The organism is Allorhizobium sonneratiae (assembly GCF_023700755.1).
GTDB lineage: Bacteria > Pseudomonadota > Alphaproteobacteria > Rhizobiales > Rhizobiaceae > Allorhizobium > Allorhizobium sonneratiae.
Genome location: NZ_JAMKOJ010000002.1, coordinates 246,109 through 267,308, shown reverse-complemented (window position 1 = coordinate 267,308; position 21,200 = coordinate 246,109). Strand labels below are relative to the sequence as shown.

General features: G+C 58.0%; 20 protein-coding genes. 10 read left to right on the top strand and 10 right to left on the bottom strand.

Annotation, left to right across the window (positions count from 1 at the left end):
- Positions 1 to 82: 82 nt before the first annotated feature.
- A complete protein-coding gene (locus tag NAC44_RS04225) occupies positions 83 to 1,783 on the bottom strand; it encodes a long-chain-fatty-acid--CoA ligase (protein WP_250938079.1) in 1,701 nt (566 codons plus the stop codon).
- Between the two features lie 439 nt (positions 1,784 to 2,222).
- On the opposite strand from NAC44_RS04225, the gene galE reads away from it, so the two are divergent.
- The 5 genes from galE to NAC44_RS04200 all read left to right on the top strand — a co-directional run bounded on the left by galE (position 2,223) and on the right by NAC44_RS04200 (position 7,406).
- Complete coding sequence (gene galE / locus NAC44_RS04220) at positions 2,223 to 3,209, top strand: UDP-glucose 4-epimerase GalE (protein WP_250938078.1); 987 nt, start codon at positions 2,223 to 2,225, stop codon at positions 3,207 to 3,209.
- A 199-nt stretch (positions 3,210 to 3,408) separates the two neighbouring features.
- Positions 3,409 to 4,731 (top strand): UDP-glucose dehydrogenase family protein, encoded by a 1,323-nt coding sequence (locus NAC44_RS04215; protein WP_250938755.1) that lies wholly within the window; start codon positions 3,409 to 3,411, stop codon positions 4,729 to 4,731.
- A 231-nt stretch (positions 4,732 to 4,962) separates the two neighbouring features.
- Positions 4,963 to 5,346 carry a response regulator gene (locus NAC44_RS04210; protein WP_250938077.1) on the top strand — a complete coding sequence of 128 codons (384 nt, stop codon included), beginning with the start codon at positions 4,963 to 4,965 and terminating at the stop codon, positions 5,344 to 5,346.
- Positions 5,347 to 5,526: 180 nt separating this feature from the next.
- A complete protein-coding gene (locus NAC44_RS04205; protein ID WP_250938076.1) occupies positions 5,527 to 6,129 on the top strand; it encodes a DsbA family protein in 603 nt (200 codons plus the stop codon).
- A complete protein-coding gene (locus tag NAC44_RS04200; RefSeq protein ID WP_250938753.1) occupies positions 6,129 to 7,406 on the top strand; it encodes a glycerate kinase type-2 family protein in 1,278 nt (425 codons plus the stop codon). Before NAC44_RS04205 ends, NAC44_RS04200 begins: the two co-directional genes overlap by 1 nt.
- 2 nt (positions 7,407 to 7,408) lie before the next feature.
- On the opposite strand, the gene NAC44_RS04195 is transcribed toward NAC44_RS04200, so the two are convergent.
- The 9 genes from NAC44_RS04195 to NAC44_RS04155 form a co-directional block, all read right to left on the bottom strand.
- Positions 7,409 to 8,101 (bottom strand): orotate phosphoribosyltransferase, encoded by a 693-nt coding sequence (locus NAC44_RS04195; RefSeq protein WP_250938075.1) that lies wholly within the window; start codon positions 8,099 to 8,101, stop codon positions 7,409 to 7,411.
- A 77-nt stretch (positions 8,102 to 8,178) separates the two neighbouring features.
- Positions 8,179 to 9,351 carry a GGDEF domain-containing protein gene (locus NAC44_RS04190; RefSeq protein ID WP_250938074.1) on the bottom strand — a complete coding sequence of 391 codons (1,173 nt, stop codon included), beginning with the start codon at positions 9,349 to 9,351 and terminating at the stop codon, positions 8,179 to 8,181.
- Between the two features lie 171 nt (positions 9,352 to 9,522).
- The gene (pyrC, locus tag NAC44_RS04185) at positions 9,523 to 10,566 is read right to left on the bottom strand and encodes a dihydroorotase (RefSeq protein WP_250938073.1); all 1,044 of its coding nucleotides are present in this window, start codon (positions 10,564 to 10,566) and stop codon (positions 9,523 to 9,525) included.
- A gap of 153 nt (positions 10,567 to 10,719) precedes the next feature.
- Positions 10,720 to 11,808 carry an HD domain-containing phosphohydrolase gene (locus NAC44_RS04180; RefSeq protein ID WP_250938072.1) on the bottom strand — a complete coding sequence of 363 codons (1,089 nt, stop codon included), beginning with the start codon at positions 11,806 to 11,808 and terminating at the stop codon, positions 10,720 to 10,722.
- A 17-nt stretch (positions 11,809 to 11,825) separates the two neighbouring features.
- Entirely contained in the window at positions 11,826 to 14,171 is a 2,346-nt protein-coding gene (locus NAC44_RS04175; RefSeq protein WP_250938071.1) for an ATP-binding protein, read from the bottom strand.
- On the bottom strand, positions 14,168 to 14,677 hold the full coding sequence (locus NAC44_RS04170; protein WP_250938070.1) for a putative pterin-binding protein: 510 nt from the start codon (positions 14,675 to 14,677) through the stop codon (positions 14,168 to 14,170). Before NAC44_RS04170 ends, NAC44_RS04175 begins: the two co-directional genes overlap by 4 nt.
- Before the next feature lie 14 nt (positions 14,678 to 14,691).
- Complete coding sequence (locus NAC44_RS04165; protein WP_250938069.1) at positions 14,692 to 15,075, bottom strand: response regulator; 384 nt, start codon at positions 15,073 to 15,075, stop codon at positions 14,692 to 14,694.
- Positions 15,072 to 15,323: a hypothetical protein gene (locus NAC44_RS04160; RefSeq protein ID WP_250938068.1), complete on the bottom strand. Its 252-nt coding sequence runs from the start codon at positions 15,321 to 15,323 to the stop codon at positions 15,072 to 15,074. The genes NAC44_RS04165 and NAC44_RS04160 overlap by 4 nt, the downstream gene beginning before the upstream one ends.
- Positions 15,324 to 15,502: 179 nt before the next feature.
- Complete coding sequence (locus NAC44_RS04155; RefSeq protein WP_250938067.1) at positions 15,503 to 15,910, bottom strand: Crp/Fnr family transcriptional regulator; 408 nt, start codon at positions 15,908 to 15,910, stop codon at positions 15,503 to 15,505.
- Between the two features lie 12 nt (positions 15,911 to 15,922).
- On the opposite strand from NAC44_RS04155, the gene NAC44_RS04150 reads away from it, so the two are divergent.
- The 5 genes from NAC44_RS04150 (at position 15,923) to NAC44_RS04130 (ending at position 21,172) form a co-directional block, all read left to right on the top strand.
- Positions 15,923 to 16,450: a hypothetical protein gene (locus NAC44_RS04150; RefSeq protein ID WP_250938066.1), complete on the top strand. Its 528-nt coding sequence runs from the start codon at positions 15,923 to 15,925 to the stop codon at positions 16,448 to 16,450.
- 53 nt (positions 16,451 to 16,503) lie between these two features.
- On the top strand, positions 16,504 to 16,893 hold the full coding sequence (locus tag NAC44_RS04145; RefSeq protein ID WP_250938065.1) for a hypothetical protein: 390 nt from the start codon (positions 16,504 to 16,506) through the stop codon (positions 16,891 to 16,893).
- A 220-nt stretch (positions 16,894 to 17,113) separates the two neighbouring features.
- Positions 17,114 to 18,640, top strand: a complete 1,527-nt coding sequence (locus NAC44_RS04140) for an acetyl-CoA hydrolase/transferase family protein (protein ID WP_250938064.1) — start codon at positions 17,114 to 17,116, stop codon at positions 18,638 to 18,640.
- 85 nt (positions 18,641 to 18,725) lie between these two features.
- The gene (locus NAC44_RS04135) at positions 18,726 to 19,991 is read left to right on the top strand and encodes an alpha/beta hydrolase (RefSeq protein ID WP_420839868.1); all 1,266 of its coding nucleotides are present in this window, start codon (positions 18,726 to 18,728) and stop codon (positions 19,989 to 19,991) included.
- A gap of 140 nt (positions 19,992 to 20,131) precedes the next feature.
- Positions 20,132 to 21,172: a proline racemase family protein gene (locus tag NAC44_RS04130; protein ID WP_250938063.1), complete on the top strand. Its 1,041-nt coding sequence runs from the start codon at positions 20,132 to 20,134 to the stop codon at positions 21,170 to 21,172.
- The last annotated feature ends 28 nt before the right edge of the window (positions 21,173 to 21,200 follow it).

The following is a 21,200-nucleotide window of genomic DNA, read 5'->3' as shown; positions in this document are numbered from 1 at the left end:
GAAGGTGAAAATGATGCAGCAGATGAAACGTGTTACAGCGCCATGCGCCATCTTTGGCGCACGGCGCTGTAAGGTCCGAGGATTAGCGGCGCAGATCCTTGCGCAGGATTTTGCCGACATTGGATTTCGGCAGTGCGTCCAGAAACTCCACATAGCGCGGGCGTTTGTAATTGGTCAGGTTCTTTGCGCAGTGATCCTTGACCTCCTTTTCCGTCAGCGACGGGTCCTTGCGCACGATGAAAAGCTTGACCGCTTCGCCGGAATGCTGATCCGGCACGCCGATGGCCGCGGCTTCAAGAATGCCCGGATGCATCACCGCCACTTCTTCGATCTCGTTGGGATAGACGTTGAAGCCAGAGACGAGGATCATGTCCTTCTTGCGGTCGACGATCTTGGTGAAGCCCTTTTCGTTCATCACGCCCATGTCGCCTGAGCGGAAAAACCCGTCCGGTGTCATCACCTTGGCAGTTTCCTCCGGCCGCTGCCAGTAACCGGCCATGACCTGCGGTCCGCGTATGCAGATCTCACCCACCTCGCCGAGCGGCAGGCGGTTGCCGTCCTCGTCACGAATGTCGACTTCGGTCGAGGGCATGGGAATGCCGATCATCCCGGTAAAATCTGCGATATTCATCGGATTTGCCGTGGCCACCGGCGAGGTTTCCGAAAGCCCGTAGCCTTCGATGATCATGCAGCCCGTCACATCGCGCCAGCGGTCGGCAACTGGCCGCTGCACCGACATTCCACCCGCAAAGGTCAGCTTGAGATGGGAGAAGTCGATCTCGCGGAAGTCTTCATTGTTCAACAGCGCATTCAACAGCGTGTTGAGAATGATGATGATGTTGATGTGATATTTGTCGATCTCCTTGACCAGCGCCGGAATGTCGCGGGGATTGGGGATCAGGATATTGTGGCCGCCGGTTTCCAGCCCCATCAGTGAGTTCACCGTCAGCGCAAAGATATGGTAAAGCGGCAGGGCGCAGAGGAAGGTCAGAACCTCCGGTCGATGCTTGTCATCGAAGGCGGAGTTGATCCAGAGCGACATCTGCAGGGTGTTGGCAAGCAGGTTCCTATGCGTCAGCACCGCACCTTTCGATACGCCGGTGGTGCCGCCAGTATATTGCAGGAAGGCGACATCGTCACGGGTCATGGCAGGCGGGCGCAGGCCGAGACGGGAGCCTTCCTTCAATACGCTGCGGAAGGATTTTGCCCGGTCGATCGACCAGGCCGGCACCAGTTTTTTCACCTTGCGGACGATGAAATTGACCAGATGGCCTTTCAGCCCCAGCATGTCGCCCATGGTGGCAACGATGACGCGGCGAAGCGCTGTACGTGCGAGAACCGCCTCGACGGTGGCGGCGAAATTTTCCAGAACGAAAATCGCCACCGCGCCGGAATCTTTCAGCTGATGCTCCAGCTCGCGCGGGGTATAGAGCGGGTTGACATTCACCACCACCATGCCCGCTTTCAAAATACCATAGACGATCACCGGGCTTTGCAGAATATTCGGCAGCATCACGGCGATCCGGTCGCCCTTGCGAAACCCTTCCTCCTGCAGCCAGGCGGCGATGTGGGTGGCGCTTTCGCCCAGCTCGGCAAAGCTCATCGACCGGCCCATGCTGGTGAAGGCTGTCCTATCGGCATAGCGCGCCGTGCGGTCGTCGAAAAACGCGCCGAGCGTCTCGAAGGGCAAAGGCGGCAAGTCGGCCGGCACCGTGGCCGGATAGGATGACAACCAGATACGATCCGGCGTAGCGGACCGGTCCAATGCGCTAAAGCTTCCCATTCCTCACTCCCTCGGATCGATGCTCGCCCGTTGTCCTCCTCGGGCGGAGCATGAAGTCGACTGTACTCTAAACCTGTCGATTTAGAAATCATAACCGTAAACTTACATTGACGTAAACGTCAAATTTTTGCAATTGCGGCTTTTCAAGGGTTTTGACTTTTGTTGCCAATGTAGAGCCGTCTGGTTGTTTCTGTGCCTCAGTCAGGTCGTTTGCCTATGGTCGTGCATGGGAGTGTGAGAAACCCCGGTTTGAAACCGCAGCAGGAAAATTTGCGCTATTGTGCAGGCTGTGGCGCCACCTGCGGTTCTGCGTGAAAACAAGGGCCGCCTTTTGTCGTTAAAATCCTGAAGAAACAAAATCAGCGCCTCAGCTATTCGTTGGACAACCCCAAAATACCTGCCTAGAACAGCACCATCGAAATCCTGACGGAAAGACATGATGACAGACAAACCCATTCTCGTCGTCGGTGGTGCCGGTTATATCGGTTCGCACACCTGCCTTGCCCTTGCCGAGCGCGGCTTTACGCCGATTGTTTATGACAATCTGACCAATGGTCATGGTGAATTCGTCAAATGGGGGCCGCTGGAACAGGGTGATATTCGCGACCGGGCGCGGCTGGATGAGGTTCTGGCGAAACATAAGCCGCTGGCCATCCTGCATTTTGCTGCGCTGATTGAAGTGGGGGAATCGGTTAAGGACCCGGTTGCTTTTTATGAAAACAATGTCATCGGTTCGCTCACGCTTTTGGCGGCGGCTCAGGCAGCTGGCATCAAGGCCTTCGTCTTTTCCTCCACCTGTGCGACCTATGGTCTGCCGGAGACGCTGCCGCTGGATGAAGAGCACCGTCAGGCGCCGATCAATCCCTATGGCCGGACGAAATGGATCGTCGAGCAGGCGCTGAAGGATTACGACAGCTATACCGGTTTCCGCTCGGTCATCCTGCGGTATTTCAACGCAGCAGGCGCGGATTTCGAAGGCCGGATCGGCGAATGGCACACGCCCGAAACCCATGCCATACCGCTGGCGCTGGAGGCAGCCCTTGGCCGCCGTCAGGGTTTCAAGGTGTTCGGCAGCGATTATGATACCCGTGACGGCACCTGCGTGCGCGATTATATCCATGTGCTGGATCTGGCCGATGCTCATGTGCGGGCGGTGGAATATCTTCTCGATGGCGGCACGACCGTCGCCCTCAATCTCGGCACGGGCACCGGCACGACGGTCAAGGAACTGCTCGGCACGATTGAAACCGTCTCCGGCAAGCCCTTCCCCGTAGAATATGCAGAGCGCCGCGAAGGCGACAGCACCACGCTGGTTGCCAATAACGATAAAGCGCGCGAGATCCTCGGCTGGAGCCCGCGCTACAGTCTGGAAGATATTATCCGTTCAGCATGGTCCTGGCATTCCAGATCCAATTACGGTGGCTGACGGCTGCAGCAGGTCTGAAACCAGGATGGGTTCAGGTCTCTTCGGCAGCAGATTCAAGTGTGGCGGTTGTTGCCTTTGACAGGGCGCAAACTGCTGCAGACAACCGGGTAAACGCTGAAGGATTTGCCCGGATTGAAGGTAAAACGCAATTGCCCCGGCGTTCGTGTCCGTGGCAATTGCTCTCGAAGTGGAGCAGAACGTGCGTATCGCAATCATCGGATCTGGATATGTCGGATTGGTGTCCGGCGTTTGCCTTGCGGATTTTGGTCATGATGTGACCTGCATCGACCAGGACGCCGGCAAGATCGACCGGCTCAACCAGGGCGAGGTGCCGATCTACGAGCCGGGTCTGGAAGAGTTGATCGCCAAGAATGTTGACGCCGGTCGATTGCAGTTCACCACCGATCTGGTTGCGCCGGTGGCGGGTGCAGAGGTGGTGTTCATTGCGGTTGGCACACCATCGCGCAAATCCGATGGCCATGCCGATCTCTCTTACGTCTATTCGGCCGCAGCCCAGGTGGCGCGTGCCGTCAAGGGCTTCACTGTCATCGTCACCAAATCGACCGTGCCGGTCGGTACTGGCGACGAGTTGGAGCGGATCATTGCCGAGGCCAATCCTGCAGCCGATGTTGCGGTGGTCTCCAATCCGGAGTTTTTGCGTGAAGGAGCTGCCATTGCCGACTTCATGGCGCCCGACCGCGTTGTCGTCGGCTTGAATGACGAGCGCGCCCGCGCGCCGATGGCGGCGGTCTATGCGCCGCTCGATCCGGCGAAATATCCGCTGCTGTTTACCTCGCGCCGCACGGCGGAGCTGACCAAATATGCTGCCAATGCCTTTCTGGCGCTCAAGCTTGCCTATATCAACGAAATCGCCGATCTGTGCGAGCATGTCGGCGCCAATGTGCAGGATGTTTCCCGCGGCATGGGTCTCGACAACCGCATCGGCCAGAAATTCCTCAATGCCGGCCCCGGCTATGGCGGCTCCTGCTTTCCCAAGGATACGCTGGCCCTGGTCAAGACGGCGCAGGATCATTCGAGCCCGATCCGCCTGATCGAAACCATTGTCGGCATCAACGATACACGCAAGCGCGCCATGGCCCGCAAGGTCGAACGCGCCGTTGGCGGCGAATTGCGCGGCAAGACCATTGGCATTCTTGGCCTCACCTTCAAGCCGGATACCGACGACATCCGCGAATCGCCGGCGCTGTCGATCATTCAGGCGCTGCAGGACCGGGGCGCGCGGCTCAAAGCCTATGACCCGGAAGGCATGAGCGCGATGAAACAGGTGCTGCCGGAGCTGACGTATTGCGACGGGGTTGAGGACGCTGCCGCCGAGGCCGATGCGCTGGTGATCATCACCGAGTGGTCCATCTTCCGAAATCTCGATTTTGCCCGGCTGAAACAACTGATGGCCGCGCCGGTTCTGGTCGATCTGCGCAACTGCTATCAGTCCGCCGATGTCAAGGCTAAGGGGTTTACCTATATCAGCGTCGGTCGGCCTGACGATCTTGACGAAGCCTGATACGACGCTCCCGTGTGGTGTTTGATCCTGTCGTCTTCCGTTCACAGACGTCATGGAAGACAACAGGTTCACATCATAATGAGATCGCTGATTATTGCTTTCGGGTAAAGTCAGAGCCATAAGTATAGAATAATAAATTAATATATTGTTCATCATATTCTACTGAATTTGCTCCATAGAAGAACAAAATAACGCATCATGCGTTTGTCTCTTGCAACAAGGAGATGAACGATGAAACCGGAACCGGAAACGATCCTGATCGTCGAGGACGATGCCTTCATTTCGATGGATGCCGCCGACAGCGTCGCCCATGCCGGTGTCAATGTGGTGACCACCGAAACGGTGAAGGATGCGCTGGAATGTCTCGACAGTCTGCGTATTGCCGCTGCCATTGTCGATTATCAGGTTCTGGATGGGCCGACGACGCCATTGGTTGAAAGGCTGAGCCGAGCTGGCATCCCCTATCGTGTCGTCTCTGGCAGCTCGCTTCAGGAAATAGTCAAACAGGGTATTCCCGCAGATCATATCCGTTCCAAACCGGTTGATTATCTGAACGTGCTGGTGGAGTTGATGCGTGAAAGGCCATGGACTGCGCTGCGTGCCAGCCATTCCTGAGCGTCCGTGCTTATATGCTTCGCCCGTATGGGTGGTCGGTGTTGATTTATGACCTCCTGTTACAGGAGGACCGTCAGGGATGACACAATCAGGGTGCGAGAGATCGTGATGGATTGAAGCAGATAGGCTCTGTTGCTTTTGTACCGGAGTGATAGTCTCCTCCTCAAAGAGGAAAGACCGATGATCAAACGCCGTACATTCGTTGCCGCCACAGCGGCGAGCATTCTGCTTCCCGCCGCCAGCCGTGCTGAGGAGCCCATTGGGCCGAGGGATGTGTTCTTCGACAAGGATATCCCCGTTCTGGGCAATCCCAAAGGCAATGTCACGATTGCCGAGTTTTTCGATTATCAGTGCAGCTATTGCAAGGCCAACCATCCCACCGTTGCCAAGGTGGTGAAGGAAGATGGCAATGTGCGGCTGGTGATGAAGGATTGGCCGGTCTTCGGTCCGGTGTCGGCCATGGCGGCGCAGGCGGTTCTGGCAAGCGCCAAGTTTGATCAATACAGCATTGCCCAGGAAGCGCTTCTGGCCCTGAAAGGACCTTTGACGGCAGAGCGGATCGCCTCGACCCTGACGGCCGCCGGGCTGGATATGGAGAAGGTCAAGGCGGCGGTCAAACAGAATGAAATGGAAATATCCGGGGTCCTTACCCGCAACTGGCAACAGGCCGAATCGCTCGGCTTTCAGGGCACACCGTCTTTTGTCATCGGCAAGACGCTTTATTCCGGTGTGCTGGAAGAAAAGGATCTGAAAGACGCACTGGCCAAGGCGAGAGCGGCGTGATCCAAACTGCGTCATCGCCCTTCGTTGCCCCCCGCACCTTTCTCGAAACGCTTTTCCGCACGGCGGTCAAGGCGGCTGATCCCTCCTATGGCCTGCGCCAGCATCTTCCGCGACCGCCCAAAGGCCGTACCGTTGTCGTTGGTGCAGGAAAGGGGGCTGCGCAAATGGCCGCAGCGCTGGAAAGCCTCTGGCAAGGACCGCTTTCCGGCGTGGTGGTGACCCGATACGGCTATGGCTGTCCACTTGGTGCGATCACATTGCTGGAAGCCGGTCATCCGGTGCCGGATGAGGCCGGGCTTCATGCTGCCGCCTGTCTCAAGGCGGCGGTGGCTCCGCTCGGGGAAGACGATCTGGTGATTGCGCTGATCTGCGGCGGCGGATCGGCCTTGCTGCCTGCCCCGCCTGAGGGGATGACGCTTGCCGATGAGATCGCCGTCAATGAGGCCCTGCTTGCCTCCGGCGCGCCGATCTCGGCCATGAATGTGGTGCGCAAGCATCTCTCCACCATCAAGGGCGGGCGGCTGGCGGCCCTGACGAAAGCACCGGTCGTCACCTTTATCCTCTCCGACATTCCCGGCGACAATCCTGCCCATGTCGCCTCCGGCCCCACCGTGCCCGATCATTCCACCCGGCAGCAGGCACTGGAGATCGTCAAGACCTATGATCTTGATCTGCCGCAGGTCGCACTGGACCACCTTGCCTCACCGGCGGCGGATGCGCCCTTGCCGGACGCGCCGGTCTTTTATACCCATCGCCATCATGTGATCGCCTCGGCTGGCCTGTCCCTGACGGCTGCCGCCGAGGCTGCGCGTGCTGCTGGTGTCGAGGCCGTTATCCTGTCCGATTCCATCGAGGGGGAAGCGCGTGACATTGCCCGGATGCATGGGGCGATTGCGCGTGAAATCGTGCTGCGGGACAGGCCGTTTCGGCGGCCGGTGCTCGTCTTGTCCGGTGGTGAAACCACGGTGACGATAAGGCAGGCCGCGGGAAGGGGCGGGCGCAACAGCGAATTTGCCCTGGCGCTGGCCCTCGACATCGCCGGTCTGCCGGTAACAGCGCTCGCCGCCGATACCGATGGCATCGACGGTTCGCAAGACAATGCCGGGGCCTTTGTCGATGGCGAAACGCTGGCACGTCTGCGCTCCACCGGGCTCGATCCGCGCGCGATCCTCAAGGCGCATGACAGTTACGCTGCGTTCGATGCGCTGGGTGACCTTTTCGTCACCGGCCCGACCGGCACCAATGTCAATGATTTTCGCGCCCTGCTGATCGTTTGATCTCAGGCCAGTTGGGTCACGCCGCCATGGCGTCCGGACCAGTCGAAGGGATTGTCGAGAAAAGCTTCGACGTCGTTCAGTGTTGTATCGTCGAAAAGCGTCTGTTCGCGCGCCACAGCCAGCACATTGCGCCAGGTGGCGATGGAATGCAGCTTTACACCACCCTTGGCGAAACGCTCTTGCGCCTCATCGAAAATATCATAGAAAAACAGGGCGATGCCATGATCGACCGTGCCACCTGCGGCGCGCACCGCGTCGATGAAGGTAAACATGCTGCCGCCAGCCGTGGTGAGATCCTCGATCAACAGCACGCGTGCGCCCTCCGGCATATGGCCTTCGATCTGGGCATTGCGGCCATGGCCCTTGGGCTTCTTGCGCACATAGATCATCGGCAGGCCGAGCCGATCGGCGAGCAGGGCGGCAAAGGGAATGCCCGCCGTTTCGCCGCCTGCGACGCAGTCGAAAGCCTCGAAGCCGGCATTGGCGAGCAGGGTGGCGGCGGCGAAATCGATGACGCTTGAGCGGATACGCGGATAGGACAGAAGTTTGCGGCAATCGATATAGACGGGGCTGCGCAGGCCCGAGGCCAAGGTGTAGGGCTGATCGGCGTTGAAATGCACCGCCTTGATTTCCCACAGCATTTTCGCCAGCAAATTGGCCATTACGGCAGGGTCGTTGAAAGCTATCCCGGTCATTGCGCGCTCCATCATGTTTGGCGTGAGCGCCATAGCAGCAATCGGCCTCTTACGCCAGTCATGACGGCAGAGCCGCCTCAGGCGCAATCGTTCTTGACCTCGGTTTCGTCCTGCCAGCCGGATGAAGCGCGTTCCACGCGATTGCGGCCTTTTCGCTTGGCGGCATAAAGGGCGAGATCGGCTTGTTTGAGGCTGTCGTCAAAGGACAAGCCTTCCGGGGTGCCATGGGCAATGCCGATACTGACTGTTGCCTGCAGGCTCTGGTTTGCAAGGTCTATCCGCCCGTCCTGAAACTGGCGGCGGATGCGCTCGGCAATGACGTCGGCCTGTGCCGGGCTGCTGTGAACCATGACAATGGCAAATTCCTCGCCGCCGATCCGTGCGGCGCAACTGACGCCGAGGCTGGCTTTCAAAAGCTCGGCCAGCCTGCAGATCACCTTGTCACCGGCGGCATGGCCATAGCGGTCATTGATCGACTTGAAATGATCAATATCCAGCACCATGACGGCCATGGTTTCATAAAACTTATGCTTTTCATGGCATTCGAAGAGGGCGCGGCGATTGAAAAGCCCTGTCAGACCGTCGGTCATTGCCTGTTGCCGGTGGTGTGCAGTGATCCGGCTTTGATTAAGGGTAAGAGACAAGCCACCAATGCCGGTCATGCCAGCGATACAGGCACCAATATTCACGGTTTCTGCCCAGCCTGAGGGTGCCCCGGCAAGATGCCATGCGCCAAGAATAGCAAGGTTGACGGCGCACAGCAGAAAGGAGAAGCCGGTCAACAGATAAAGCAGGCTCATCCCGATCAGCACACCAGGTGATTCGGCCCTGACGCGCCAATATTCCAGGGCACAGGCCGCAATCAGTACTGCGCAGGCGAAGTTGTAAAGAATGAAGCCCAACCCGCCATAGCCGGTCAGAAAAGCCGTGACCATCAACAGCATTGCCGGAATGGTTTTCCACACAAGCATCTGAAAGGAAAACTGATCCTTTCTGAATTGCACTGCCGCCTGATGCAGAATGCCAAAGCCCAGCGTTGATATGCTGCAGCTGAATGCACCAAGTGCCGGTGATGGATGGCTGGTAAACAGGCTGTATAAAACAATGCCGATGATCAGAATTCCAAGGCTGACGACCCAACTGAGCAGAAAAGACTGTTCACGCCGCGCCGTCCAGGTGCCGATCATCGTCAACAAAAGACAGAATGATGAAACGCCTAGCGCCAGAAGAAGAGACCTGTATTCAAGCATCATGCCGTCCCGGGAGAGCGCTTTATGCGCCACGTTCTGTAGTGTATTTAATATATCACCTTGGCGGAGTTTCCTTGTCAAATCCTTAGTTTGCTTGTCAAGGTTTTGTCCAAAAAAGGAACAACCGGTTTTTTCCCCCTGAAGTTGTCAGGGGAATTCAGGATTGGCGGCTCATGAAGACGCAACGTGCCAGTATAACGGCACCAGCGGATCGAAAACCGTCACGATGCCAGCGTCTGTTTCTATTTTTGCAGGAAATTTGATGGGGGAATCGCCTTTGGTCAGGGTGATGCGTTCTTCATTCGGGAGAAGACCGTACCAGGCAGGACCATTCAGCGAGGTGAAGGCTTCCAACCGGTCGAGAGCATTTTCCTCCTCAAAGACATGGGCAAGACAGCTCATCGTATTGATCGAGGTATAGATGCCTGCGCAGCCGCAACCGCATTCCTTGAGTGGATCGATATGCGGGGCGGAATCCGTGCCGAGGAAAAAGCGGGCATCGCCGGAGACGGCCGCTGCTCTCAAGGCCAGGCGGTGATGTTCGCGCTTGGCCACCGGCAGACAATAATAATGCGGGCGGATGCCGCCGACCAGAATGGCGTTGCGGTTGATCATGAGGTGGTGCGTGGTGATCGAACCGGCCAGATTGTGCTGGCTTTCGCGGATATAGTCGATGCCTTCTTTCGTTGTGACATGTTCCATTGTCACTTTGAGGTCAGGCAGACGACGGCGCAGCGGATCGAGTACGGTGTCGATAAACACAGCTTCACGGTCGAAAATATCCACCTCTGGTGTCGTCACTTCACCGTGGACGCAAAGCGGCAGGCCGATTTTCGCCATGCGTTCCAGAACCGGCATGGCCTTGTCCAGATCGCGCACACCGCCATGGGAGTTGGTGGTTGCCCCCGCCGGGTAAAGTTTCACCGCCGTGATCAGCCCGCTTGCCTTGCCGGCCTCGACATCGTCCGGGCTGGTCTGCTCGGTGAGGTAAAGGGTCATCAGCGGCTCGAAGCGGTCGCCTTTGGGGAGTGCGGCAAGAATACGCTCCCGATAGGCTTGCGCATCGGCGGTCGTCACCACCGGTGGCACCAGATTGGGCATGATGATGGCACGGGCGAAGTGACGGCTGGTGTCGCCGATCACGCCTTTCAGCATGTCGCCGTCTCTGAGATGCAGGTGCCAGTCATCGGGCCGACGGATGGTGAGTGCGCGCATGGAAACCTCCGGCGTATCGGACAGCATCGCCAGCAGTCACGGTTGCGCATGGCGATCTGTCGCGTCAAGACAGTGGTTGATGCAGTAGCACGTTCACCATTCAAGACAAGACATGTCCTGCAGCTTGATGGCGAATATCCAGGTGGATTGTCCTCAGGCGATCTTGCCCAGCTTCTGGCTCATCGCCTTTTGCGCGATCTCTTCGGCCTGTTCGCGCCGGTCGGTGTCCATGATCTCGCGCATGACCCCCAGCGCACGCTGGAAGGCCTCGACACAGGCGGGATCGAACTGGCTGCCGGCGCGGCTGGCAATATGCTCTGCCGCGCGGTCGAATGGCCAGGCCGGTTTATAGGGCCGTTCCGTCGTCAAAGCGTCGAAACTGTCGGCGATGGCCACAATGCGCCCGGAAAGCGGAATGGTGTCACCGGCAAGCCGGTTTGGATAGCCCTGGCCATCGAAGCGTTCGTGATGACTTACGGCGATTTCCGATGCCAGTTGCAGCAGCGAGGACTGGCCCTTGGCCAGAAGCTCGCCGCCGATCAGCGCGTGGGATTGCATCTGCCGGTATTCGGCTTCGGTCAGCTTGCCCTGTTTCAAGAGGATCGTATCCGGCATGGCGGCCGTGCCGATGTCATGCATGGGGGCTGCCAGCCTGAGATCGGTGCAGAAAGCGTCCGGCAGGCCCATCTCCCGGGCAATGGCTTCGGCATAGGCGGCGACGCGCTGCACATGACGGACCGTTTCCGGATTTTTATAGCCGGCGGCCAGTGTCAGCCGTTCGACGATTTCGCGTTCGCGTTCGCGCAGTTCATGCATCGCCCTTTCAACCTCGCGGTGCAGCCAGTCGGCCTGATCGGCCAGTTGCCGCCGTGCCTCGGTCAGGCTGACGATATTGTGGATACGGGCATGAAATTCCACCGGATTGACCGGCTTGGTGATGAAATCGATAGCGCCGGCATTCAGCGCGGCCATGCGGGTGGTCATGTCGTGATCGGCAGTGATGAAAACCACCGGCACACCGGCATATTTGTCAAAGCGGGCGATTTCGGCATAAAGCTCGACACCTGTATAGACCGGCATCTGGTAATCGATGATGGCGACATCGAAATCGAGTTCAGGCAGCGCCGACAACACCTCATCGGGTGTGGCGAAAGGCAGAGGGTCACAGCCTTCGATTTTCTTGACCAGACGGGTCAGCAGTTTGAGATTGGTATTGTTGTCGTCGACCAGCAGAATGCGCATGTCAGCCTCCGTGGCGGTCAGGCCACAAGTTTCAATTTCATTGTTTCAATCTGTTCAAAAAGGCTGCTGACGTCGTCAGCATTGGGTGCACCGGAGCGCAAGGCATGCGCTCTGGCGGCGATATCGTTCAGTCCGACATTCACCGCCGCCCCCTTGATCGTGTGAAGCACCCGGTCGGTTTCGCGGCTGTCTCGGGCTGCAATGGCCTGGTTGAGGTCGGCCAGCAATTGATCGGCATCATTAAAAAAGGAGGCAATCAGTTCCTGATAAATCTCGTCTCCAAGGGCTTCGATCAGTTCGCTCTGGCGCGCACTGTCGAGGCCGGAAACAGCATATAAATGATCGGCAAGGCTCATAGGGGGCTCATCGTGAAGGACTGGGACGAAGGCTGCTGCCTCGGAGGATGGTGAAAAAGTGAGGTCGGTTTCCAGGCCGTCCAGAACCTCCGGCAGGACGTGAGAAAGACTGAGATGGGCATTCCCGGACGTGTCGTCGGACGGCAAAGGTTCCTGGTGGGAGGGGGCAAAGGTCAGGATCACGTCCTTGAGCCGGGCGAGCGTCACCGGTTTCGATTCGAAACCGACCATGCCAGCGGCACGGCAACGGCGGCGGTCATCGTCGGACGCATTGGCCGTCATCGCCACGATGGGGGTCAGCGCCGAAGGCCCGCCGCGTGAAATAATGTGCCGCGTCGCCTCGATCCCGTCCATATGCGGCATATGCATATCCATCAGGATCAGATCGAAAACGGCAGTCTCGGTTTTTTCCACCGCTTCCTGACCGTCATGGGCCAGAACCACATTCTGTCCGAGCTTTTCCAGAAACCGGCTGGCGACCTGCTGGTTGACGGCATTGTCCTCGACCAGAAGAATGGTCAGACGCGGCAGGCTGTCATTGGCAATGCTGCCACCGGATTTCTGCCGCACATCATCCTTGCCAGCGCGCATCACCGGCAACTCGAACCAGAAGATGCTGCCCACATCCACCGTGCTGCTCATGCCAAGCTCGCCGCCCAGCTTTTCGACAATCTGCTTGCAAATGGTCAGCCCAAGGCCGGTGCCACCATATTTACGGTTGATGCTGGCATCGACCTGGGAAAACGGCTTGAACAGTTTGGCCAGGCCTGCCTCGTCAATGCCGATGCCGGTGTCTTCGACCTCGAAGCGCAGCATCAACGCACTGCCGCGGTAAAATTCCCTGAGGCGCAGCGTCACCGTGCCCTGATGGGTGAATTTCACCGCATTGCTCAGCAGATTGAGCAGAACCTGACGCAGGCGTGTCGGGTCGGTGCGCACATAAAGCGCATCAAGCGAGGTGGGAATGTCGAGAACCAGCACATTGCCCTGATTGTCCGCACGCCCGCGCACGATGCTGATGGCGCTTTCCGCCAGTCCCGCAATATCGACGGCCCGCTCTTCCAGTTCCAGCTTGCCATGTTCGATCTTGGAATAGTCGAGAACCTCGTTGATCACCTCCAGCAGCGCCTCGCCGGAGGTTCGGATGGTCTTGACGCTTTGCAGCGCATCGGGCGGCAGCTGCGTATATTCCATCAGTTCCGCCATGCCGAGAATGGCGTTGAGCGGCGTGCGGATTTCATGGCCCATCGTCGCCATGAACTGCGATTTGGCCCGGTTGCCGGCATCGGCGGCCTCATAGGCGTCGGACAGTTCGCGGGTGAGAATTTCCAGCCGGTGACTGGTTTCTCGCACCGATTTCAACTGGCGGCGCAGATTGACCACCAGAAAGATGACGGACAGCATCAGCAGGGTCAGCATCACGGTCGAGGTTTTTTCAAGCTCGATCATGCTGTTGCGGATCGTGGCGCGCTCGTCGCCGACATAGGTGTTGGTATAGATCAGCAGACGTTCCGTTTCGCGAGCCAGCGCCGATAGGGAGGTGTCCACTTTTTTGATATCGTCCGCGCTGACAGGTTTGCCGGCGGCGATCCGATCGAAAAAGGACTGATTTTCGCCAATGAGGCCGCGTATGGTGGCAAGCGTGCCGGTCACCAACGGATCCTGGCTGTAGCGCGCGCCGAACTGGGATTCATTGACGAGGTCGATACGCGAGTAAAGAATCTCGTAGCGCATGGCGATATTGGCGCGCGTCTGCCCATCGCTCAGACCTTGCATCTGCGCCTTGATCAGATCCGTGTCGAGAACCCTTGCCTCACGATCGAGTTGATAGACAGACCAGACGGCATTTTCCCGTATGTCGTCGAAGAGCAATCGAAAACGGTCGGACACATCCTTGAACAGCAACAGAAACGTGACGAGCAACAGCGTGCAGAGCGCAAACAGGATCATCGTCGTTTTCGGTGGCGCGTGTCGGCTGGACTGCATGGTCTGGCGCAGCGTGTTCACGGCAGGACCTCGATATCGCTAATCTGCCAGACTGAACGGGAGAAATAGGTCTCGCTGTAAAGTTTGCTATCTTCATCAAAAGGATAGATGACCATGAGCGGTCCCTTTTCCCGCACGCTCATCGGCTCGCCGTCCTGCCGGGTGGCCAGTATGGTATTGATACCGACAAAATCTTCCGGCGGCAGGGTTGCGCTGTAATCGTTTAGCGCATGGATGGTGATCCGTGCGGTCGGTGCGGCGCCTGCAGCCTCAAGAACGGCCCTGAGATAGGGGCCGGAAAACCGCGGCTTACCTTTTGTCCAGGGGGTCACCAGCGAGACGGTTCGCCCGGGAAGACGCTCCAGCATCTGCCGGTCGAAGACGGCATCCTTGCCGCGATTGGGATGGGTCATGGGGCCATGCACCGTCAGGATCACCGGACCTTGCGGTTCATCCAGCGCCAGGGCCGGGCCCGCAAAAGCCAGGACGGACAGCAGGAACAGACATGCCAGGCGAAGAGGTCCCATCGTCGTCAGCTCCATTAGCGGACCGATGCCGCCGGAGTGCCGCGATGGTTGGCGATCATCTGGCGGAAAGCCAGCGCTTCGACAGGTTTCGTCAGGAAATCGGCAATCCCCATATCGCGGGCAGCCTGCCTGAGGCCAGGTTCGTTATCTGCCGTCACCATCACCACCGGCACGCGGTCATAGCGGTGCAACTGTCTGAGCGCCTTGATGAATTGCAGTCCGCTCATGCCCGGGAGGATCTGATCGACGATCAGAAGATCGAAATGGGTATTATGGCAGAGGGCGAGCGCTTCACTGGCATCGGACTGAACGACGATCTCGTCATCGGCGGCCTTGCGTGCCAGATGCTTCAGGATCATTGCATTGGTCGGGTTGTCTTCAACGATCAGAATGCTCATCTTGCGACTTTCTTCGAGACGGTTGCAACACGCGGGTCGCGCACAGGTCCAGCCGCGGGCAGGGAGCCGACACAGTATAGGACTGTCATCGCGCCTTGTGTGGAAGGCGGTTTCACAATTTCCGGTTCGCTGCCAGCTGATATGGAAATCATGAAGGATTGTGAGTGTTCAGGCGTCACATCAGGATTTTGTAAAACATGCGGGCCTGCAAACCATTGCCGTTTACGGCCAAAGGCGATCTGCATCATGCAAATGGCAAGCCCTGGCTCCCGACATGAGCAGTCCTACCATTCGCAGGCTGCATTTGACTGAAGGAAATGATTAGATTTTTACTGAACTGGCAATTGTATGCGCGTTTGCTGTTTCACAATGATGTAGAGTCTGGAAACGTTATCCTGGAAGGCAGGAGCATCGAACGCGATCTATGTCAGGTTTTGAACACCTGGGCCATCAGGCGGGTCAATTCATAAGGCTGGCGGATGGTGATCGCCCTGCTGGTCTTTTCGATGATATTGCTCTGGATCAGGCGGGACATTTCGCGGGAGACGGTTTCCCGACGCGCGCCGACATGATCGGCCAGATCGGTATGGGTCAGCGGCGGACAGATCAGACGCACGCGAGGATTGGCCGGATCCATGCGTGACAGGCGCAACAAGGCATTATACAGCCTGTGGCGGACATCGAGATTGGACAATTCGCAAAGATGGGTTGCCGTCAGATGCAGGCGCACGGCCATCATCTGGAGAATCTGCAGGCAGACATCATGATTGGCGGCAAGGATATCCAGCAGGACATCCTGCGGCACACGCACCACCTGTGCGTCCGTTTCTGTCATAACCCTGAGTACATGGCGTTCCGTATCAATCGAAGCAAGCGCACCGAGAAGAAGGCCAGAAGGAAAGGTGTCGATATAGACCTCTTTGCCCGGGACCAGGCTGGCCATGGCGCGCAGATAGCCCGTCAGACTGAAAAAAGCGGATTTTTCATTATTTTTTCCCTCGTTCAGCAAAACACCTGCCGGCACATGAAAAACTTCGCAGCGTACGGAAAACAGCCTGTCCTGTTCCGGTGTCAATCGGGTGAAGGCGTCGGCCCGACGCAGGAAGCCATCCTGTTGCATTATGATGTCTTCGCTCATTTGCAATCGCCCCATACCCTCAAAAAGTTTATTTCAATCGATATAAAACGATTAGATGAAGGTTTCCAGCTTTGTCGCGTGTTCTTTGGGCAGGATCCATGCCGCAGTATGGAGAGGGGTTGTCTTGAAAAACTTTTGTCCGCGCAAATACCAGCCTCACATGTCGGCCTGCCTGATACAAAAGCCCCTCGCTGTGATGTCAGAGAAGCTTTGCTAAAATTTAAAAGATTGATTTAGCGCAAGCAAAACGATTTTTTGGCACTTTTGCAGAGAGCAATTGGAATAATCCGATGTCTGTGGACCTGAATACTGTCACGATAGTCCATAATCTTTCTGTCAAGCTGGATATCAGCCGATTCAGAACGGATGAGGCTGCTTTGACCGATCTCAGCGAAACCGACAAGCAGACCTATCGCATTGCCAGCGATGCCGAACGCGATGGGGATCTGATGGACCGGCTCATTCTCAATGTCGTTCATCCTCCGGCCCTTGTGCTTTTCATGCTGTTGAAGGCCGATCGTGAAAAGACCCAGGCGACCCTGCCCGAGGCGCAGAGCGTCTATGAGGCACTGGCTGAACCCCTGGTGCAAGCGGGACCGACGATCATCAAAAATACGGCCAGTGCCAATATGCCTGAAGCCGCCCTGCCGCAAGCGGCCAGCGGTGATCCGTCCCTTTGACTGTGCGGGTTCATGGTATCCGTTTTAAACCTGTTTCCATGTTGAACAAGCGACAAGAGAAAAATTTAAAGTCGCTCGATGGAGGCTGATAAGCTACGCCCCCGCGCCCTATTTGACCAATATCAATGCAAAGCTTCCGCTGATCCCGTTTGATCCCGACAACAGCAGATTGAACGCCTTCCTCTTTGATGCAGGGGAAGCCTTGAGGAGAGTGAGCAGCATGTTGCGGGATCGGATCCGGTGTCAGTCATTGCAGGACAGGCTCATGAGCGCGGATGAGGCCGCGGCCATGATCGAGGATGGCATGACGGTCGGCATGAGCGGCTTTACCAGAGCAGGCGAGGCAAAGGCGGTGCCGATGGCGCTGGCCGAGCGGGCGCGTAACCACCCCCTGAAGATTACCCTGATGACCGGAGCCTCGCTCGGCAATGATCTGGACAAGACATTGACGGAGGCGCATGCCCTTGCCCGTCGCATGCCATTCCAGTCCGATCCGGCCTTGCGAAAGGCGATCAATGCCGGTGAGGTGATGTTCATCGACCAGCATTTGTCGGAAACGGTCGAGCAGTTGCGCACTGGCCAGATCGGCCCGGTCGATATTGCCGTGGTCGAGGCGGTGGCAATCACCGAAACCGGCGGCATCGTGCCGACCACCTCGATCGGCAATTCCGCCAGTTTTGCCATTCTGGCGAAAAAGGTGATTGTCGAACTCAATCTCGCCCAGCCGGTGACGCTGGAAGGGCTGCATGACGTCTATATTCCCTCTCGTCGTCCCTCGCGTATGCCGATCCCCGTCGTCTCGCCGGAAAGCCGGGTGGGCCTGCCTTATATTCCGATCGAGCCGGAAAAGATTGTCGGCATTGTCGTTTCGGAAAAGCAGGACAGCTCCTCCACCATCCTGCCGCCGGATGAGGACACCAGAGCCATTGCCGGACATCTGACCGATCTTCTCTTGCATGAGGTGCGCCATGGCCGCATGGGCTATGATCTGCAGCCGCTTCAGGCCGGCATCGGCACGATTGCCAATGCGGTTCTGCACGGCTTTATCGACAAACCCTTCCATGACCTGAAAATGTATTCCGAGGTCTTGCAGGATTCGACCTTCGAGTTGATCGATGCTGGCAAGATGAGCTTTGCCTCTGCTTCATCGATCACGCTGTCGGCGCCGATGTATGCCAAGGTCCTGCCGAAGCTTGGCGAATACAAGCCTCATCTTCTGTTGCGTCCGCAGGAAATCAGCAATCACCCGGAAGTCATTCGCCGTCTCGGCATCATCGCCATCAATACAGCGTTGGAATTCGACCTCTATGGCAATGTCAATTCTACGCATGTGGGCGGCACCCATATGATGAACGGCATTGGCGGCTCGGGCGATTTTGCCCGTAACGCCTTCCTGTCGATCTTCGTCACCAAGTCGATTGCCAAAAACGGAGCGATTTCCTCCGTCGTGCCGATGGTCAGTCATGTCGATCACACCGAGCATGACGTCGATATCCTCATTACGGAACAGGGACTGGCGGATCTGCGCGGCCTTGCCCCGCGCGAAAGGGCCTCTGCCGTCATCAAACACTGCGTGCATCCCGATTATCGCGACCAGATGCAGGATTATTACGACCGGGCGCTGGGTCGCGGCGGCCAGACCCCGCATCTGATCGAGGAGGCGCTGTCATGGCACCAGTCTTTCCGTGAAGCCGGCACGATGCGCCTTGAAGGCAGGCCGGAAAAACGGACGATACGCCAGGCATGACTGGTTTTGACTAGTGCTAAGAGAAAAATGACGGTAAACCCGGTTCATCACTCATGGAGCTATGCTCCCAGGGACCGGGTTTGTCATGGCCGCATCAGCCTTATTACCGCAGTCTGTCCTGCGTCCATTGCTGGCCTTGGCCGTTATGATCCTGCTTGCCGGTTGCGCGAGCCGCGTCGTTGGGGTGATGAAACCGGTGGGCCAGCCGGCGAACCCAAAGGTGAGCGAGGTGCAACTTCTGGCGGCAACCACCCGGGCGCCTTCTTCTGACAAGGCGATTCTGTTCACAGGAGAACGAGGTTCCGGCCTGATGGTCGATGCCGTCACGGTCTCCATCCCGCCTGACAAGGACAGGAAGATCGGCGAGGTTGAATGGCCGCGCCAGCTGCCGCCCGATCCGCTCAAATCCTTCACCACGGTGGCGGTCCAGCCGATCCTGAGCGAAAGCCAGGGACATGAATGGCTGCACCGGACCTATCCCGGCAAACGCCGGGTTCTGGTGTTCGTCCACGGTTTCAATACCACTTATGAGGAATCGGTCTACCGCTTTGCCCAGATCGTGCATGACAGCAAGGCCGATGTGGTGCCGGTCATCTTTACCTGGCCATCGCGCGGCAGTATTTTCGACTATAACTACGACAAGGATAGCACCAATTACTCCCGCGATGCGTTGGAGGACATGCTGACGCGGATCGTCCATGATCCAGGCGTCGGTGATGTGACGGTCATGGCCCATTCCATGGGGTCATGGCTGGCGGTGGAGGCGCTGCGGCAGATGGCGATCCGTCACGGTCGGGTCAACCCCAAGATCACCAATGTCATTCTGGCCTCGCCTGATATCGATGTCGATGTGTTCGGCAAGCAGTTTGCCGCGCTCGGGCCGCACAAGCCGCATTTCACCCTGTTCGTCTCGCGCGATGACCGGGCGCTCGGTCTCTCCAAGCTGATTGCCGGCAATGTGACACGCCTTGGTCAGATCAATCCGGCGCAAGAGCCCTATCGAAGCCGTCTCGAGGCCGCCGGTATAACGGTGCTCGATCTGACAAAACTGCAAACCGGCGACCGGATCAATCACACCAAATTCGCCGAAAGCCCGGAAGTGGTCCGCCTGATCGGCAACCGGCTGATCGCCGGACAGACCGTGACCGATTCCGATGTCGGCGTCGGCGACGCGCTGGGTGCTGTCGCCATCGGTGCGGGGAAAACCATCGGGCAGGCGGCCGGCGCCGCCGTCAGCGCGCCGATCCTGATTTTCGATCCGCGGACCCGCCGAAACTATGGCGATCAATGGCGGCAACTGGGAGCAAATGCCACCTCGACCGTCGAGACGGTTGGCGTTGCCGCACAGTGATAACGCATAACCGGAACAGTCCCGGGTCCGACGCCTGTTATTGTATCGATCCACCGGCGCGATCATTGATATATCAACTGGCGGCAGAGATATAATCATGTCAGATTGTCGCCTGATCAGGACGGTTTTAAGGGAAGACCATGCGCTGGAAACGAATGATGCAGCTCCTCGACGTGCATTGCGAGGGAGAAATCGGCAAGGTGGCGGTTGGCGGTGTGCCGCGCATACCCGGTGAAACGGTGGCCGAACAGCTGAACTGGCTGAACAGCGATGCGAAAGGCCGGGAATTGCGGCACTTTCTCGTGCTGGAGCCGCGCGGGGCGCCGATTGGCTCTGTCAACCTGCTGCTGCCGCCGAAACACCCGGAGGCGGACGCGGCCTTCATCATTCTCCAGCCGGATCAGGCCCATGCCAGCTCCGGCTCCAATTCCATCTGCGTGACGACGGCGCTTCTGGAAAGCGGCATGATCGAGATGCAGGAACCGGAAACCGTGGTGACGCTGGAAACGGCGGCAGGTCTGGTCAAGGCCCGTGCGCTGTGCCGGGAGGGCCATTGCGAGAGCGTGACGCTGACCATGGTGCCCTCTTTCGTTCATGAACTGGATGTCACTCTGGCGACGGCGGAATGGGGCGATGTGCGCATGGATATTGCCTATGGTGGCATTTTCTATGCGCTGGTCGATGCCGATCAACTGGGACTGACCATCGAGCCCGGCAATGCCCGCCGTCTGGTCGAGGCGGGCATGGTGCTGAAATCAGCAATCAATGTCAGAATGCAGGTGGTGCATCCGGACATTCCGGCGATTTCTGGCGTGGCCTATGTCATGTTCCGCAGCCGTGATGCAGACGGCGCCGTGCGCACCTGCACGACGATGTGGCCGGGTCGCGTCGACCGTTCGCCGTGCGGCACAGGCAATTCCGCCAATCTGGCCACACTGCATGCGCGCGGCATGGCAAAACCGGGCGACAGTTTCCTCTCCCGCTCGATCATCGGCTCGGAGTTTCAGGTTGGCCTTGCCGGAGAAACCCGGGTTGCAGGGCGCCCCGCCGTCATCCCGACCATAACCGGACGCGGTTTCACCTTCGGCCTGCATCAGGTGGCGCTTGATGCTTTCGATCCGCTCGGTCGCGGCTTTGCTCTCAGCGATGTCTGGGGCGATGCCGCTGGCGAATTGCGTTAAACTCAGTCAAAGCCTGCGGCGTGCGCAG